A 16,122-nucleotide genomic window follows, 5' to 3' on the forward strand; every position below is an offset into this window, starting at 1 on the left:
ACCACGCGCAAGCTTTGCCTAATCTGGCAGAGCGGTCCTTGATGGAGCGTAGAAGTGATTTATGCTTCGATAAACGTTTCGATGATCTCGAGTACGATGAGAAAAATCTAATTTATTCGAGATCCATGCAACTGGCGTAGTAACTGACAGTGGCGGGCCAGTCGGAGAAAATGCCAGTGACGCCAACGTCTTGTGCTAGCACGTCGATTACTTGATACACTGCCCCGTCTGATGTGATGGCATCGGCGATGGATTGGTAGTACCAGCCACCGCCGTTTTGCAGTGATCCAGAACGCTCGAACGACCAAGCAATTATGTTGAGCCCAGCCTCCCTCGCTTTCACCGAATAGGTTGAGGGAACGATCTTATCGTTTTCCAAGGTTAGCAGCACCCATAACGGTGGGGCAATGTAGTTGACGCCGAGGGCCTTCAGCTCATCCATCTGGTGGGCCCATGTTACAGGCGCGTTGGGGTTCCAGCCGTCGATGCGATAGCTTGCGTCAAGGTAGACGGCTTGTGCGCCAAACTCCGGCTCGTTCTTGATCCAATAGAGAACATCGTCGAGGTTGAACGACTGCGCCCAGACATCTGATGCAGGGACACCTGCGGATTTATACGCATCGATCATTTTCTGCGCGTAATCTTCTTGGGTGAACCCGTCAAACGGCATATCGACGGCGGCGGCTTTTAGTTCGGGCATGAATTTCACTCCGAGCGATTTGAAGAGTGCGATGGACTCCGCGTGGGTCATCAGCTCTCCACCATCTGCGGCATATAGATCTGTGCGCCAGCTTGCGGTGGCGTTCATATATTCTTTAATCGTCAAAGCCGTTGTGTTGGCAGCATCCATCTTACCGTTTAGGGTTTGGAATTCCGCCAGTGTGATGTCTGAGGTTCTGCACTCAGCACTGGCATTTGTACCCTCTTTGGCAGGGGTGAACCCCGCTGTGCAGCTCAAAGCGAGGTCAGTTGTTAGAATGTCAGTTGTGGTATGCAGATCGTTTTGCGCATGGCGGCAAACGAGTTGTTTGTCAGACGTGAATGTTACGTCGCACTCAATGATGCCAGCACCCATACGCGCGGCGGCCACGTAACTTTCGACGGTATGTTCAGGGAATTGCATGGGGGCGCCGCGATGACCTATGGAAAAATCAGTACGCTTTACCGGATCACTCGCGCAGGACAGGAGCGTGTCTTTGAGCGGGCCAGATTCCATCTGATCAATCAGGTAGAGCGGGCGTGGACCAGTGGATATTGGGTCAGAGAAGGCTGGCGTTGCAACAGCAAGAAATAGTAGAAAAGACCTAATCATATCAATATCTTTCGAGATGGATTATCGTAAGTTATATTCCAAATAATGCGTTTTCGATATGGTGTGTTTACCCCACATGACAACGGATTTGGCCTGTTTTGCGAAGGTCTAACATTAAGTGAATTGGGTCGACTGTACACCCGTAGTGTAAGCTGGCAATAGCCATCTGCATCAGTATTTAGATCGTGCACAAGAAGTCAGCATTGGGCCAGTTGTGTATCGCTACGGCCGTCAAAACAGTTGCCAACGTTGCAGTTAGCTTTCTCAATTCGTTCGCGCGTTACGTACCCATGCCACAATCGTTTTGCGGTTTTCTGGTGTCATGGTTGCAATTGCGTTGGGCGGCGGCATGGCGTTGCTGAGGCCTGCGTGTAGAAAGATTTGCTCGGCGTAGCGGGCGACGTCGCTTTGTGTTTCAAGAACCACGCCTTTTGGGGCCCACCTGATGCCATCCCACGCGGGTTCGCGGGCGTGGCACATGGAACAGTTGCCCAACACCACGTCATACGCATCTTCAAATCCGTCAGCAGAGGCATATTGCTGCTCATGTGGGGTAAGGGCGCGTGCTTCGGCTTCCTCATAGGTGTCCTGACCCGGCACAGTGGAAAGCCATGCGATGATGATCATCAAAATGACCGTGACCGCCCAAGTCCAATGGGGACCTTTGCCCGTCGCGTGCATGGTATTGAAATAGTGGCGAATGGTAACGCCCGTCAGGAAAATCAGACTGGCGATGATCCAGCTGTATTGCGTTCCAAATGACAGGGGATAGTGGGTTGAGAGCATCAGGAAAACAACGGGCAGTGTCAGGTAGTTGTTATGAGTTGAGCGTAACTTGGCGATCTTACCGTATTTGGCGTCCGGCTTTCGGCCCGCCTTTAGGTCTGCCACGACAATGCGCTGGTTTGGCATGATCTGGAAAAACACGTTGCCGGTCATAATTGACGCGGTGAAGGCCCCCAGATGCAGAAGCGCTGCGCGGCCCGTGAATATCTGGTTGTATCCCCATGCCATGAACACCAGCAGCACAAATAGCAGGAGCATCAGCAGGGTTGAATGTTCGCCCAGCTTGGATTTGCACATAAAGTCATATGCCAGCCAGCCAATTGTGAGGGACCCGCCAGAGATTAGAATACCTTGCCAAAGGGACAGCTCTGCCTTGTTGGGATCAAGCAGAAACAACTCTCCACCAACCCAGTAGACAATCATCAACAAAGCAGCGCCAGAAACCCAAGTGATATAGCTTTGCCATTTGTGCCAGATCAGATGCTCAGGCATATTATCTGGCGCCACAAGGTACTTCTGGATGTGGTAAAAGCCGCCTCCGTGGACCTGCCATTCCTCACCAAAGACGCCATGGGGCATGTTCGGTGCTTTGCGCAGGCCCAAATCCAATGCGATGAAAAAGAACGAGGCACCAATCCATGCCATTGCTGTGATGACATGAAGCCAGCGCACTGCAAATGCGATCCAGTCCCAAATGATGGCGAAATCGTACATAAAATGCTCCTGAAGGGCGAAAGGAAAGGACTGTGTGGTTAGAACCAGAAAAACGAATTTTTGTTAAACTGGTATCACTGCTCAACGGCAAACTGCATGAAAAAAAGCAAGAGGTTTTAGGGTGGGCGATGCTATCCGTCCACAGAAGTGGCTTTAGCTGCCGCGATAGGTTGAGTAACCGAACGGCGAGAGCAAGAGGGGCACGTGATAATGCGTCTCTTCTGACATGCCAAACCGCAGTGGGATAACATCTAAGAAACGCGGGCTTTCGGGGGGCGTGCCGATAGCATCCAAGTAATCGCCTGCGTGAAAGACCAGCTCGTAAGTACCTGTTTCAAAACGATCCGCTGGGAGGATTTGTTCATCCGTGCGGCCATCGGCATTTGTAACAAGTGTTTTGAGGGAGGTACGCTGGTCTTCGTCAACCTTAAACAGCTCAATTTTTAGGCCCTGTGCGGGGCATCCGCGCGCCGTGTCCAAAACATGGGTGGTCAGATATCCGGTCATTTAGTCTCTCCTCGACTTTGGGGCGCAATGGGCCGCCCTATTGCTTATCAGCAAAACAAAGGCACCCGAAGGTGTTTTTGGTGCTTTTTGACAAAACAGTTGGTTGTACTGGCAAAGAGAGATGAAACGGGCAAATGTTCTTGCTGAACGTATTGTGCTATTTTCCTGTACACATTGACGCGGACACAAGGTGTCGGTCTTGTAGGAAGCAACATCGACGGTACTCAAACGAGTCTCCGCCAGCCACCTCGCAAATACGCGACCCAATCCCGAGAAGTATCTCCATGACGAAGCGCGTCAAAGTCGAACCACTCACTTCTGAGGCATTCGCCCCATACGGCGATGTTATGGAGGCGTCTGGAGCTGCAGATAAAATGATCAATCAGGGTAAGTGTGGACGTTATCATGACCGCGCGCAGTTAGATTTTTCGGATGGAAAGGCTGGCATCAGCATTTTTCAGGGCGAAGTGGAAACGCTGCCGCTCACGCTTGAGCTGGTTGAGCGGCACCCGCAGGGCAGTCAGGCGTTTGTGCCCATGTCCAATGATCCATTTTTGGTTGTTGTGGCGCAGGATGATAATGGGACCCCTATACATCCGCGCGCATTTGTCACCAAGGCGGGGCAGGCGATCAATTTTCACCGCGGCACGTGGCACGGGGTGCTTGCGCCGCTTCACGCGCCGGGCCTGTTTGCGGTTGTTGACCGCATAGGGCAGGGCGCAAACCTAGAAGAGCACTGGTTTGAAGACCCCTATACCATCGAAGAATAATCAAGCTGGCAGCGTAAAAAGCCAGCATACCACCAACAAAAAGGGACAAAAAAATGACGGATTCATCCATCGGAACGCCGCAGCAGTTGCGCGATCCAAATTATACACCTGCTCTGCATCGCGCGATTCCACTGGGCATTCAGCATGTCTTGGCGATGTTCGTCTCGAACGTAACGCCAGCGATTATTATTGCGGGTGCTGCGGGTTTTGGCTTTGGCTCGGATGCGGGGGCGCAGGGATTTCCTGACATGACCTACCTCATTCAGATGTCCATGCTGTTTGCGGGCATCGCGACCTTGTTCCAGACCATCGGTTTTGGTCCGGTTGGCGCGCGCTTGCCGATTGTGCAGGGGACATCGTTTGCATTTATCCCGATCATGATCCCACTGGTTGCAGGCAAAGGTGTTGAGGCGCTTCCTGCGTTGTTTGGTGGGGTTATCATCGGTGGATTGTTCCATACATTCATCGCAACCTTCATTGGTAAAATCCGTTTTGCGCTACCGCCGCTGGTGACTGGCCTTGTGGTGACAATGATTGGATTGGCGCTGGTCAAAGTGGGCATTCAGTACGCTGCGGGTGGCATTCCAGCGATTGATAAGCCTGAATACGGTTCGCTGTTGAACTGGTCTGCGGCCTTGATTGTGATCTTTGTGACCTTGGGACTCAAATTTTACGCCAAGGGGATGCTGGCAGTGTCTGCTGTCGTGATCGGTATTATTGTTGGTTATTTCTACGCGATGGCCATGGGCATGGTCACGCTGGAAGGCATCGCCACCAGCTGGAGCCGCGCTGCGCCAATCGCCTTTCCATCGCCTTTCAAATACGGATTTGAACTCAGCTTTGCTGCGATCATCGGGTTCTGTTTGATGGCCTTTGTGTCGGCTGTGGAAACCGTTGGTGATGTATCGGGTATCACCAAAGGGGGCGCTGGCCGCGAAGCAACGGACGAAGAGATTTCAGGCGCAACTTACGCGGACGGTCTGGGTTCGGCTGTAGCGGGTGTTTTTGGTGGCTTTCCAAACACTTCGTTCAGCCAAAACGTTGGCCTAATTGCGATGACGGGCGTCATGAGCCGCCATGTGGTCACGATTGGTGCGATCTTTTTGATCATCTGCGGATTGATCCCAAAGGTTGGTGCTGTCATCCGTACCATCCCAATTGAGGTTTTAGGCGGCGGCGTGATTGTGATGTTTGGTATGGTTGTTGCTGCCGGTATTTCGATGCTGTCAGACGTGAACTGGAACCGTCGCAACATGGTGATTTTTGCAATCGCCCTATCGATTGGTTTGGGTCTACAGCTTGATCCTAAGGCAGTTCAATATCTACCTGATACGCTGCGCATCTTGATGACATCAGGCCTATTACCTGCTGCGGTCATCGCGATTGTGCTAAATCTGATCCTCCCCGAAGATCTATCAGATGAGGCAACCGATGCAGTCTCTGGTGGGATGCAAGGCCACGGCGAAGGATCGTTCAAAAGCAAGTAACGCGTTACTTTGAAAAACCGCTCCGCCGCATGTTTTTGCGGCGGAGTGATGCGTGGCTAGGTCTGCGCCGCTAGCAGTCTCGCCATGTCGATCATGCGGGCAGAAAAACCCCACTCATTGTCATACCAACCAAACAGCCGCAGCTGGCTGTTACCAATGGTTTGAATTTCTGGCAGCGCAAGGATCAGCGAGTCAGGGCGTTCACGCATGTCGCGAGAGACACAAGGATCGTCGATTGCGCCAATCACGTTTGACTGTTTGATCGCTTCCAAGACGGTGTCACGCGCCGAACCCTTGATCGGGGAAGACAGCTGCAGGACTGCGTCTATGGATGAAACACTAAGGCTGGGGACACGCACGGCTGCAACACTGGTGCGTTCACCAATGTCAGGCAGCACCTTTTGCACTTCTTTCGCGGCACTTGTGGTGGTGGGAACCATAGATTCCGCACCCGCCCGACTGCGGGCCAGATCACCGCGCGGCGCATCAACCATCGGCTGGCTGCTGGTGTAGCAGTGGATTGTAGTGATGTGGGCACGTTCGATCCCAAAGGCCGTGTTCATAACCTGCATCAATGGCGCAATTGCATTTGTTGTACAGGATGAGTTGGAAATGATGCGTGCATCCCCCAATGAGCCTTCATTTGCGCCCAAGACGATTGTCTTATCTGCATATTCTGAAGGGCCCGAAATCAGGACCGCTTTTGCTCCCGCATCAAGGCCACGCTGCGCGATGTCGCGCGATTGCACTTTTCCGGTGCATTCCAAGAAGACATCAACAGCGGGAATATCAGCACCGCCAAGTGCGCCATGGGACGAAAACGGGATGAACTTTCCATTGACGCGCAGGCCAGTGCCCTCGGTCACGACGTCATAGGGAAGGGGGCCGAATGTACTGTCGTATTTGAACAGATAGGCACATGTTTCCAGTGGCGCGATTTCATTGATCAACGCGACTTCGATATCGCGATGTTCGGGTTGTGTCAAAATTTGACGCAGAATGGTCCGCCCGATCCGACCAAACCCATTTATGACGACCCGCATTTTGTTCTCCTAGGGCATTCGTAGCAACCGCGCAGTCGGCTGCTTTCACTATGCTATTTGAGACATGTTCGATTTTTTGGGGTGATACAACCAGTGCGATGCGGTTGTGATGTTGTTGAAACAAGCGGTGAATGGGTTGCGTGCTGGTTTGGGAACGATTTTCTCTCTCATGCCTTCTTGTTGGTAGGGGGTGTCGTGAATATATCTGTGTTTGCAATAATATACCGCACTGCAATCGTGCCCATACTAGGACCATTATCATGACCACCACCCTGATTGATCAGTTGAACTGGCGCTATGCCACAAAGAAAATGGACGCCAACAAGGCAGTGCCACAAGAAAAAGTGGATGCGATCATCGAAGCGATCCGTTTGGCGCCTACCTCCAGTGGAACGCAACCCTTTGAGCTGATTGTTGTGACCAATCCGGAAAAACGGGCTGAGATCCGCGCCGCCGCTTCTGATCAGGCCCAAGTTACGGATGGTTCTCACTTGTTGGTATTTGCAGCGTGGGACAACTACACCGCTGATCGCATTGACGAGGTGGTCGATCTGGTAACCCAAGAGCGTGGCGAGTTGCCGATGCTGAACGCCTATTACGAAAATCTGAAATCCAACTATCTGCCACGCGATGCGTCGGTGAATTACGAACACGCCGCCCGTCAGGCCTATATTGCCTTAGGCATTGCCATGGTTGCCGCCGCTGAGCAAGAAGTCGACAGCACGCCCATGGAAGGGTTTAATCCGCGCAAGGTTGACGAAATTCTCGATCTAAAAGCGCGCGGTTTGCGTTCAGTTGTTCTATTGCCGCTGGGGTACCGCGATGCATCAGGCGACTGGCTGTTGCCGATGAAGAAGGTGCGCAAATCTGTTGAGACCATGGTCTCTACAATCGACTGATCGCTAAGATTTTTAAAATGCTAGGGGTATTTGATATGCCTCTAGTATTTACACATTTGTATTAAGTTTCATTATATTACGGTGCATTCCTCATGTTTGAAGAATGCCACTTTTTTTGGAACACCTCGCGTCGGGTACTACATGCAATAGGTCGCGTTTCTTTCACATATGTTCGCCGTAATGACGGAAATGTGAGCGGTAACATCACCATAAATTGCCCGCAATTTACCTCTCCCCATTCCAATTAATACGTCTCTGTGCCAAGTACAGCTGACCTTTCAACTTTCCTCAGCAAGACCACAAAAGGATAATCTCATGACCTCACCCAAACCTAACGTCGGCGCGAAAATCGAAGAAATGAGCTTTCCAGTTGTTGGAAAAACCGAGCCCGTGACAATTGGCAAACCCACAGACCGTTGGACCATGCTTTTTGTGTACCGTGGCAAACATTGCCCGCGTTGTAAGCGCTTTCTCAACAAACTGAACGCGGCGTTGCCTGCATGGACCGACGTGATGAACATCGTTGTTGTTTCTGCAGACACCGAAGAAAAAGCGATCGCAGATAAAGCTGAATTTGGGTGGGATTTTGATCTTGCTTATGGAATGACCGTGCCTCAGATGCGCTCACTTGGTCTTTATGTCTCTGAGCCGCTTTCAGAAGCTGAAACAACTGACCAGTTCGCCGAACCAGGCGCATTTGGAATTCGCCCCAACGGCACGTTAATGTTGGTCGACATCTCAAATGGTCCCGCAGCGCGCCCCGATTTGGAAGAGCTGCTGGATGGCATGAAGTTCAATATCGAAAATGATCGCCCAGAACGCGGAACAGCATAAACTTTCGACCTAAACCAAACGCACCCTACTCGAAGTAGTTGGGGTGCGTTTCATGAATAAAGTCCACAGTTGCGTCGAGACGGGACAGGTGACGCCTGACCGATTCTTGTGCTTTTGCCAGATCACCAGATGCCATTCCTTTGGCAATTTCACGATGATCGGCCAATACCGCCGCAGCCTTGCTGTCTGTCTTCAGCCCGAGCATGCAAAGACGTTCGACCTTTTGTTTGCAGTCAAGAATCACTTCGAACGCCAGAGGATTGCCACTTAGGACACAAATCAAACGGTGAAATTCGTAATCTAGGGCATGAAACTTTGGCATGTCATCACTAGCGACGGCCTGTTCTTGAAGTTTCAGATTTTCCTCTAGCTTCGCTTGGCCTTGTGGGGTCCACACCTCAATCGCGTGTCTGGTTATCTCTAGTTCAAGGGCCAGCCTGACAAGTCGGGCAAGCGCAACGCGGTCCATCGAAAAACCACGCACCTCGGTCGCTCTTTGAGGTCGAATGACAATCAAATCCTCATTGCCCAGTTTTGTAAACGCGTTACGCACGGGCTGACGGGACACGCCAAACCGGCGTGCAACTTCGGTTTCCGATAGCTTCGTCCCCGGAAGGATTTCCAGCGAAATTATCTCTTCATGAAGTTTTTCATAGACCGCATCGGTCGAGGTTCGTCTGATAAAGTCTTCCACAGGTTTCTACACTAGTCCCTTTTTTAGCTTTGTTGTTTCCAAGGTTTAGCCCAAGAGAGAGGTAATATCCCACAATAAATCATATGTTTAATTACATACAATCCCCAAGGCATGGTCAGCTTCCATCAAATGCGGAGTAGTGCCCCTCTGTCAAGTCATCTGGGATACTAGATGACTAGTGTTGACAAAACTTGGATACTAGTCTCCCTATTGGGGCAGCAGTGATTCCGGTTCTGGGGGGCGAGGGTGATCTTAAAAGCTTGTTCCTCCCTTCATCTTTGATGACCAGATGCTGTCCCAATTTTAACGGGGAGGAGAACCCATGACATTTTCGAAATCGCTTTTTGCGACAGCCACGGCTGTAGCGCTTATTGCAACCTCAGCATCCGCCGATAATTGGCGTGCGTGGAATGTTCACCACGATGGACACCCAAACACGGCGGCAATGGACCGCTTTGCAGAGCTGGTTGATGCGGCAACAAACGGTGAAGTTACCGTTGACGTATTCCACGGTGGTGTACTTGGTTCGCAGCCAGACGCGCTGGAACAAGTTCGTATCGGTGCAATCGAAGTAGGTAACTTTAACCTTGGTCCAATCGGTCCAATGGTAAAAGAAGCTAACCTTGTATCACTGCCGTTTATCTTCAAAAGCGTGCCACACATGTTCCGCGTTCTGGACGGCGAAGCGGGTGAGATTGTTGCCAAAGGTATGGCTGACGCAGGTCTGTTGCCATTGGCATATTTCGACGCGGGCGCACGTTCATTCTACAGCCAAAAGCCAATCAACACGCCAGCCGATGTTGAAGGCATGAAGATCCGTGTAATGAACAACAGTCTCTACACGTCGATGATTTCGGCAATGGGCGGCAACCCGTCACCAATGGCATTCTCCGAGGTTCAACAAGCGTTGAAAACCGGCGTTGTTGATGGTGCGGAAAATAACTTCCCGTCGTTCAAGAACGTTGGCCACTACGAAGTGACAACACACTACTCACTCAGCGAACACCTGATCATTCCTGAGTGCGTTTGCGTAAACACAACAAAGTTCAACGCACTGTCACCTGAGCTTCAAGATGCTGTTCGTGGTGCTGCGGTAGAAGCTGCTGCTTTTCAGCGCGAACTGTGGTCCGTTCAATCTGGTCAAGCGCGTAAAGACGTTGAAGCTTCAGGCATCACCGTCAACGAAATCGCAGACAAAGGTCCGTTTCAGTCCGCGATGGTCGCCGTTTATGACGAGTATCTGACTGCGAACCCTGACATGCGCAAACTGGTCGATATCGCTCAATCTACTGAGTAATTTCTGACCACAAAGCGAACTAAGAGCGCCCGGCTCCAGGATATGGATGTCGGGCGTTTTGCACCTAGGGGAGGGAACCCATGCACAACTCACAAAATCCACCAACATTTTTAAGAATGATGGACAGGGTATTCGACTTTATTGCACGGATCTGCACCATAATAGCAGGTACAGCTATCGTCGTGATGACGGTGATCTTTGCGTGGTTGGTGTTTGGCCGCTACGTACTGAATGACACCCCAACATGGGTCGAGCAGGTCTCGCTTTTGCTCATGATGGTGATGGCGTTTTTCGGTGCGGCAGTGGGAATACATGAACATACGCATCTGTCTGTTGTGGTCTTTCGCAACATCGTCCCTACACGCATCCGTATCGTTTTTGTTGTGGTTACTGATTTTCTTTTGGCTGGCTTCGGCGGCATGATGTTCTGGTACGGCATCGAACTTACGCGTTTCAAATGGAGCGCGCTTATTCCACTGATCCAAGTGTCTGAGGGTTTACGCTCTTTGCCTTTGACGATCTGTGGCGCACTCATTTTCCTATTTTCCACCGGCCATCTGTTCCGTCTCTTTATGGGGCAGGACAAACGGCAAGATAACATAGATCAGGGCTAATCATGGGACTTATGCTTCTTCTTGGGGTTTTTGCCCTATGTGTCGTCATTGGCACGCCAGTTGCTTTTGCACTGGGAATTGCGGCGCTTTCGGCGTTCTGGTTTGAAGGCCTGCCGCTGTTTGTCGGATTTCAGCGCATCGTCGCAGGGATTAACGTCTTTTCACTGATGGCGATCCCGTTCTTCATCTTTGCGGGTGATCTGATGTTCCACGGTGGTATCGCGATACGTTTGGTGCGGTTTGCCCAAGCTGCTGTTGGTGCAATGCGCGGCGGTCTTGGCATCGTGAACGTTTTCTCGTCCATGCTGTTTGGCGGAATTTCTGGTTCCGCCGTTGCGGATATCTCGGCTTTGGGGTCGATCTTGATCCCTGTGATGAAAGACAAAGGATATGACGCCGACTATGCGGTAAACGTCACAGTTACGTCCTCAATTGCGGGCATCATCATTCCGCCAAGCCACAACATGATTATCTTCGCACTTGCCACAGGCGGGGCGGTATCGATCTCCAAGCTGTTCCTTGCAGGTGTTGTTCCGGGTATCTTGATGTGTAGCTGTCTGGCGATTGCGGCCTATGTGGTTGCCGTTAAACGCGGATATAAAGCCGAACAGTTCCCAGGTTGGAATGCGCTTGCGTTTGCATTTATCGGCTCCATCCCCGGTTTGATGACGGCTGTGATCATTGTTGGCGGTGTTCTTTCCGGTGTTTTCACCGTGACAGAATCCGGTGCCTTCGGTGCGATCTATGCGTTTGCCGTGACGTTCTTTGTGTACCGCAGCATCACATGGAATAACTTCAAGGCTGCGGTCGTTTCCTCAGTGCGTACGACGTCGATGGTGATGATCTTGATCGCCTGTGCGGGCGCATTTGCCTATATGCTCACTTTCTACCGTGTTCCCAGCAAAACTGTTGAGTTCCTGTTGGGGATTACCGAAAACCCGATCCTAATCCTTTTAATGATCAATGCTGTGTTGCTGTTATTGGGCATGATTATGGACATGGCTGCACTGATCCTGATCTGTACACCTATCTTCTTACCCGTGATGAATACGCTTGGAATTGATCCATTGCAGTTTGGCATGATCCTCTTAGTCAACCTTGGTCTTGGCCTATGTACGCCACCTGTGGGGACTTGTTTGTTTGTCGGTTGCGCGGTTGGGAAACTACCAATGGAGAAGGCTATTAAAACGATCTGGCCCTTCTACTTCGCGATCTTTGCGGCGCTGATGCTGATCACTTTTGTACCGGCAATTTCGCTAACATTGCCAAACCTTCTTGGACAGTGATCGGGAGCGTCAAATTGGAAAAATCACGACTTAGGAGTACATTATGCTGACCATCACCCGTCTTGATATAGATGATGCATATGCGCTGATCGCTGGGGCACGTGCCAAAGCAGAAGAAATCGGTGTGCCGATGTGTATTGCCGTCACTGACGAAAGCGGAAACCTGATCGCATTTGAGAGGATGGATGGTGGCAAGATCACCAGCATCACTCTTGCGATCGACAAAAGCTTTACTGCTACTGGCATCAAAAAGAGTACCCATGCCCTTGGTAAGGTGAGCCAACCGGGCCAACCTGCGCATGGTATTTCCTCTACTTTGGGGGGGCGTATGGTGGTGGTTGCTGGTGGTCTTCCTGTGCTGTCTTACGGTGAAGTTGTAGGCGGCATCGGGGTGAGTTCAGGCTCCCCCGCACAAGATCTGGCCGTCGCTGAAGCGGGTGTTCAGGCGTTTTCCGAAATCCAATCATAAATTAACTTTCTAGGAGTCAGATATGACAAAACCTGTCATCGGTTTCATTGGCCTTGGCCTAATGGGCGGCAACATGGCCGAGTGCCTGCAAAACAACGGTTTTGACCTTGTTGTCATGGGCCGAAATAAACAGGCGGTTGCCGCCACGGTTGCGCGCGGCGCCACCGAGGTATCCACACCCAAAGATTTGGCGCAGGCCAGTGACATTGTGATGCTCTGCGTCACAACCTCCGAAGTGGTCGAGGGGCTGGTGTACGGCGATAACGGCATTTTGGCGGGCATCAAAGCGGGTGCGGTTGTGATCGACTACGGCACTTCCATCCCTGCCTCGACCCAAAAAATTGGCGCTGACCTTGCGGCAAAAGGTGCTGGCATGATCGACGCGCCACTGGGCCGCACACCTGCCCATGCCAAAGACGGCCTTTTGAATATTATGGCTGCCGGCGACATGAAAACCTATGAAAAGGTGAAGCCAGTCCTTGATGTACAGGGAGAGAATGTCTTTCACCTTGGTGCGTTAGGCGCGGGCCATGTGACAAAACTGATCAATAACTTCATGGGCATGACAACAGCGGTCACAATGAGCCAAGCCTTTGCTGTAGCACAGCGTGCAGGCGTTGATCGCCAGCAGCTGTTTGACATCATGTCAGCAGGCCCCTCAAATTCGCCGTTCATGCAGTTTTGCAAGAACTACGCAGTGGACGGTGTTAGCAATCTTGGTTTTTCAATTGCCAATGCCACAAAGGACATCGGATATTTTGTGCAAATGGCCGATGATTTGGGGACACGTGCGCAAATTGCTGAAGGGACGTCAGCCAACCTTCAGGCTGCGCTGGACGCGGGTATGGGCGACGGGAATGTCCCTGAGATATTCGATTATTTCCTGAAGCTAGATAAGTAACTGGAAGGCTCTGCTGTGCGGGTGATTTCACGCAATAGCGGAGCACGACCATAAAGAAAGAGGCGACCCGAAGGCCGCCTCTTTGATACATGCTAAAAAGTTCTTCTAAAATTTGGTCTGTATAGATAGAGCGAAAGCTGATCTTGGTGCCCAAGCGACGAACAAGAAGTTCAACTGGGTCAAACAAGCCCTTCGCCTGTGTTTGGCGTGCCGTAATGCTAATCCCAATGTGGCTATCCTAAATAAGGAGAGAAGCCAGATTGTAAGCACTGAACAATCCGATAAGAGCACGGGATGTTACGATCACTTGAGTTGTAGATAAATAATTCTATCTCCTCACAAGTGCCCTATGAAATGATGTAGAAGCTTCAGCTTAATGCGTGAAACGGACAACATCGTTCACCTAGAGTGCTTTTGGATACGCCTCGAAGTCCTAATGAATTCCCTCATAATTTAACTGACTTAGTCTTAATAGGTTAACGCTATGCGATCCGTTTGGGCGCGTCATACCCCATATTGGGTAAAATTCGGGCTCATTTCATAAAAGGGGCCAAAACCTTTAGGACGTCTTGCCAATGGCGGAAGAATATCAGCTGTCCGGCATCGTCATAGACGCGGTAATCAATCCAATCAAAGTCACGTTTGAAATCCTGCAAAGTATCTTTAGGTACTTGCGGGTCATGCGTTCCGTTCATGAAAATGATAGGCAGTTGGCCGTTCAATGCATGCACATCCGCTGACCAATCGACATTTTGACGCCCCAGTAACATCCGCGAAAAGCTATCATGCGCGGAATGTGTTTCCGAGAGAGAGACCTCAGAGCCTGTAACCATTGCTTCAAAAACCTCGGGGTTTTCAAAGGTATCCACATCCGCAGGAGAGTTGCCGTACACTGCATGAATAAATCCGCGTTTGCCGATTTTCCGAGCCAGAAGGAAACCCGCCTTAACCATAAATGGCAACAGATGTGGGGTGTATTTAGCGCCTGCCAGAATGAAACGGTGCCATTTTTCCATGCGCTCAAACTGTTCACGTTTCGTCATGGGCAAGACACCCGCACAAGCGATCAGCGCCGTGAACGTATTGGGATGAAGTTTTGCCAATTGCATTCCATAGAACGAGTCACTGCCCATTGAAATTATAGGACAGCGTTTGACTTTTTCCGCCTGTAGGATCTGCATCGTATCTTCGATGAGCGCATCATCAATATCGGCGCGTTTGGATAGGGTGTCGGATTGGCCGTATCCTGCACGCACAGGCACGATAACACGCCAGCCCCGTTTGGCGGCTTCAGCCTCAGCAGAGGCAGGCCAACGCACAAGACCATAATCAAGCGGTAGAAACAAAACGGGTTTGCCAGTTGGGGACCCCAGAATCAAATAATCCAAGCGGCGCCCGTCTGGTGTGGTCAGGCTTTGATAGTTCCGCGATTCCAGCGTTGAATATCCTTTGCTGACAAGACGCGGTTCCAGTTGTGTGTTCAACGTCAGATTTGCCATATCCATGACGGACAATGCCAACCGGACAAGCTCAACCTGGGAGTGTGTTTCGGTTTTGGATAAAATCGACTTTACTTGCGCGCGTATGGTATCAACAGAGCGGCCACGCTGGGCGGCGATATCGCTGACGGTGCAACATTCAACCAAGCTTTGGACAACGTCGGTTTCTGCCCCAGTCAGACTAAATGCGCGGCGTAAGATATCGTTGAACCCTTCAGGCCAACCGACCTCACTTGAGGCTGCCAACACCAGTGGAGTGCCTTTCCCAGTCAGGCATCTTTGAAAACGCAATACAACAAAATGGCCCTTCTTTTTTGCTCGGGCTCTTAAAACAGTGGTGTCTTGTTCTGAGTTTTGCAACAGCGAGCGAACAGTTCTTCCGATTGCTTCAATATCTTCGGAATGCACGGCAAGGTCAGATAGCTTTGAGTTCTGGTGAAGGGAAAGCCGTTCGGTGCCAGCAGAGTTCACCGCCTGAACCATCAAAGTATCGTCCAAAACAAACGCGGAGACATTGCCAAATGGCGCAAGAATACTTTGAATGTCATCCGCTTTGCTGGTTAGATCAACGCGGTCTAAGAACTCACTTGCGCGATCAAAATGGCCTGTGATCAATGGATCTTCGAGCAGGCGCGGGGCAGTAAAATCTACCTGCGCACGAAGCGGCATGACGGCACTTTCCCAGACATCCAACAAGGTTTCATAGCGTTCAGGATCAAGTGCTACATCATACAATCTGTCGATTGCTTGATCACGATCTTGATCAGACATGTTGCCTTGTGTGGTTTCGCGTTCGGAGGTCATGCGGCTTCCTTAACTTGTTGCAATAACTATAGCAAAATTGGCCTGTCCGGCAAAGTATGGAAAACCACACTTTATTTGGCTGCGTGGCCTTCGTTGTTAGCGGCATGGGGAGGTTGGGGGGTGTGCCGACACTCCAGGTCAGGACGGCAAATTGAATGCGTCATTCCCGCTAGAAACCTATCGCTTAGAAAAATTGGTTTTCCACA

At 51.0% G+C, this 16,122-nt stretch carries 15 protein-coding genes; 9 read left to right on the forward strand and 6 right to left on the reverse strand.

The window, feature by feature from the left end; translation table 11 throughout:
• Positions 1-112 precede the first annotated feature (112 nt).
• The 3 genes from V7775_RS11665 to uraH form a co-directional block, all read right to left on the reverse strand.
• Positions 113-1,312: a glycerophosphodiester phosphodiesterase family protein gene (locus tag V7775_RS11665; protein ID WP_335752074.1), complete on the reverse strand. Its 1,200-nt coding sequence runs from the start codon at positions 1,310-1,312 to the stop codon at positions 113-115.
• A 264-nt stretch (positions 1,313-1,576) separates the two neighbouring features.
• Positions 1,577-2,812: a urate hydroxylase PuuD gene (locus tag V7775_RS11670; RefSeq protein WP_335752075.1), complete on the reverse strand. Its 1,236-nt coding sequence runs from the start codon at positions 2,810-2,812 to the stop codon at positions 1,577-1,579.
• Between the two features lie 153 nt (positions 2,813-2,965).
• Positions 2,966-3,319 (reverse strand): hydroxyisourate hydrolase, encoded by a 354-nt coding sequence (uraH, locus tag V7775_RS11675; protein WP_335752076.1) that lies wholly within the window; start codon positions 3,317-3,319, stop codon positions 2,966-2,968.
• Between the two features lie 284 nt (positions 3,320-3,603).
• Between uraH and V7775_RS11680 the strand changes: the two genes are divergently transcribed.
• Together V7775_RS11680 and V7775_RS11685 are read left to right on the forward strand one after the other, a co-directional pair.
• Positions 3,604-4,089, forward strand: coding sequence for an ureidoglycolate lyase (locus tag V7775_RS11680; RefSeq protein ID WP_335752077.1), 486 nt, complete (start codon positions 3,604-3,606; stop codon positions 4,087-4,089).
• 53 nt (positions 4,090-4,142) lie between these two features.
• Entirely contained in the window at positions 4,143-5,576 is a 1,434-nt protein-coding gene (locus V7775_RS11685; RefSeq protein ID WP_335752078.1) for a uracil-xanthine permease family protein, read from the forward strand.
• 56 nt (positions 5,577-5,632) lie between these two features.
• On the opposite strand, the gene V7775_RS11690 is transcribed toward V7775_RS11685, so the two are convergent.
• Positions 5,633-6,619 carry a type I glyceraldehyde-3-phosphate dehydrogenase gene (locus V7775_RS11690; RefSeq protein WP_335752079.1) on the reverse strand — a complete coding sequence of 329 codons (987 nt, stop codon included), beginning with the start codon at positions 6,617-6,619 and terminating at the stop codon, positions 5,633-5,635.
• Between the two features lie 260 nt (positions 6,620-6,879).
• On the opposite strand from V7775_RS11690, the gene V7775_RS11695 reads away from it, so the two are divergent.
• Both V7775_RS11695 and V7775_RS11700 read left to right on the forward strand, forming a co-directional pair.
• Positions 6,880-7,518, forward strand: coding sequence for an NAD(P)H-dependent oxidoreductase (locus V7775_RS11695; RefSeq protein WP_335752080.1), 639 nt, complete (start codon positions 6,880-6,882; stop codon positions 7,516-7,518).
• Between the two features lie 315 nt (positions 7,519-7,833).
• Positions 7,834-8,352 (forward strand): redoxin domain-containing protein, encoded by a 519-nt coding sequence (locus tag V7775_RS11700; protein ID WP_335752081.1) that lies wholly within the window; start codon positions 7,834-7,836, stop codon positions 8,350-8,352.
• Between the two features lie 25 nt (positions 8,353-8,377).
• On the opposite strand, the gene V7775_RS11705 is transcribed toward V7775_RS11700, so the two are convergent.
• Positions 8,378-9,046, reverse strand: a complete 669-nt coding sequence (locus tag V7775_RS11705) for a GntR family transcriptional regulator (RefSeq protein ID WP_335752082.1) — start codon at positions 9,044-9,046, stop codon at positions 8,378-8,380.
• Positions 9,047-9,368: 322 nt separating this feature from the next.
• Between V7775_RS11705 and V7775_RS11710 the strand changes: the two genes are divergently transcribed.
• The 5 genes from V7775_RS11710 (at position 9,369) to V7775_RS11730 (ending at position 13,613) form a co-directional block, all read left to right on the forward strand.
• Positions 9,369-10,343: a TRAP transporter substrate-binding protein gene (locus V7775_RS11710; RefSeq protein ID WP_335752083.1), complete on the forward strand. Its 975-nt coding sequence runs from the start codon at positions 9,369-9,371 to the stop codon at positions 10,341-10,343.
• An 80-nt stretch (positions 10,344-10,423) separates the two neighbouring features.
• Entirely contained in the window at positions 10,424-10,957 is a 534-nt protein-coding gene (locus V7775_RS11715; protein ID WP_335752084.1) for a TRAP transporter small permease, read from the forward strand.
• A 2-nt stretch (positions 10,958-10,959) separates the two neighbouring features.
• The gene (locus V7775_RS11720; RefSeq protein WP_335752085.1) at positions 10,960-12,243 is read left to right on the forward strand and encodes a TRAP transporter large permease; all 1,284 of its coding nucleotides are present in this window, start codon (positions 10,960-10,962) and stop codon (positions 12,241-12,243) included.
• A gap of 43 nt (positions 12,244-12,286) precedes the next feature.
• Positions 12,287-12,712: a GlcG/HbpS family heme-binding protein gene (locus tag V7775_RS11725; protein WP_335752086.1), complete on the forward strand. Its 426-nt coding sequence runs from the start codon at positions 12,287-12,289 to the stop codon at positions 12,710-12,712.
• Positions 12,713-12,734: 22 nt separating this feature from the next.
• Positions 12,735-13,613 (forward strand): NAD(P)-dependent oxidoreductase, encoded by an 879-nt coding sequence (locus V7775_RS11730; RefSeq protein WP_335752087.1) that lies wholly within the window; start codon positions 12,735-12,737, stop codon positions 13,611-13,613.
• A 533-nt stretch (positions 13,614-14,146) separates the two neighbouring features.
• Here the strand turns inward: V7775_RS11730 and V7775_RS11735 are convergent.
• On the reverse strand, positions 14,147-15,916 hold the full coding sequence (locus V7775_RS11735; protein WP_335752088.1) for a helix-turn-helix transcriptional regulator: 1,770 nt from the start codon (positions 15,914-15,916) through the stop codon (positions 14,147-14,149).
• Positions 15,917-16,122: the final 206 nt, after the last annotated feature.

Origin of the sequence: Sulfitobacter sp. (assembly GCF_036960155.1) — a bacterium.
Taxonomy (GTDB): Bacteria; Pseudomonadota; Alphaproteobacteria; order Rhodobacterales; family Rhodobacteraceae; genus Sulfitobacter.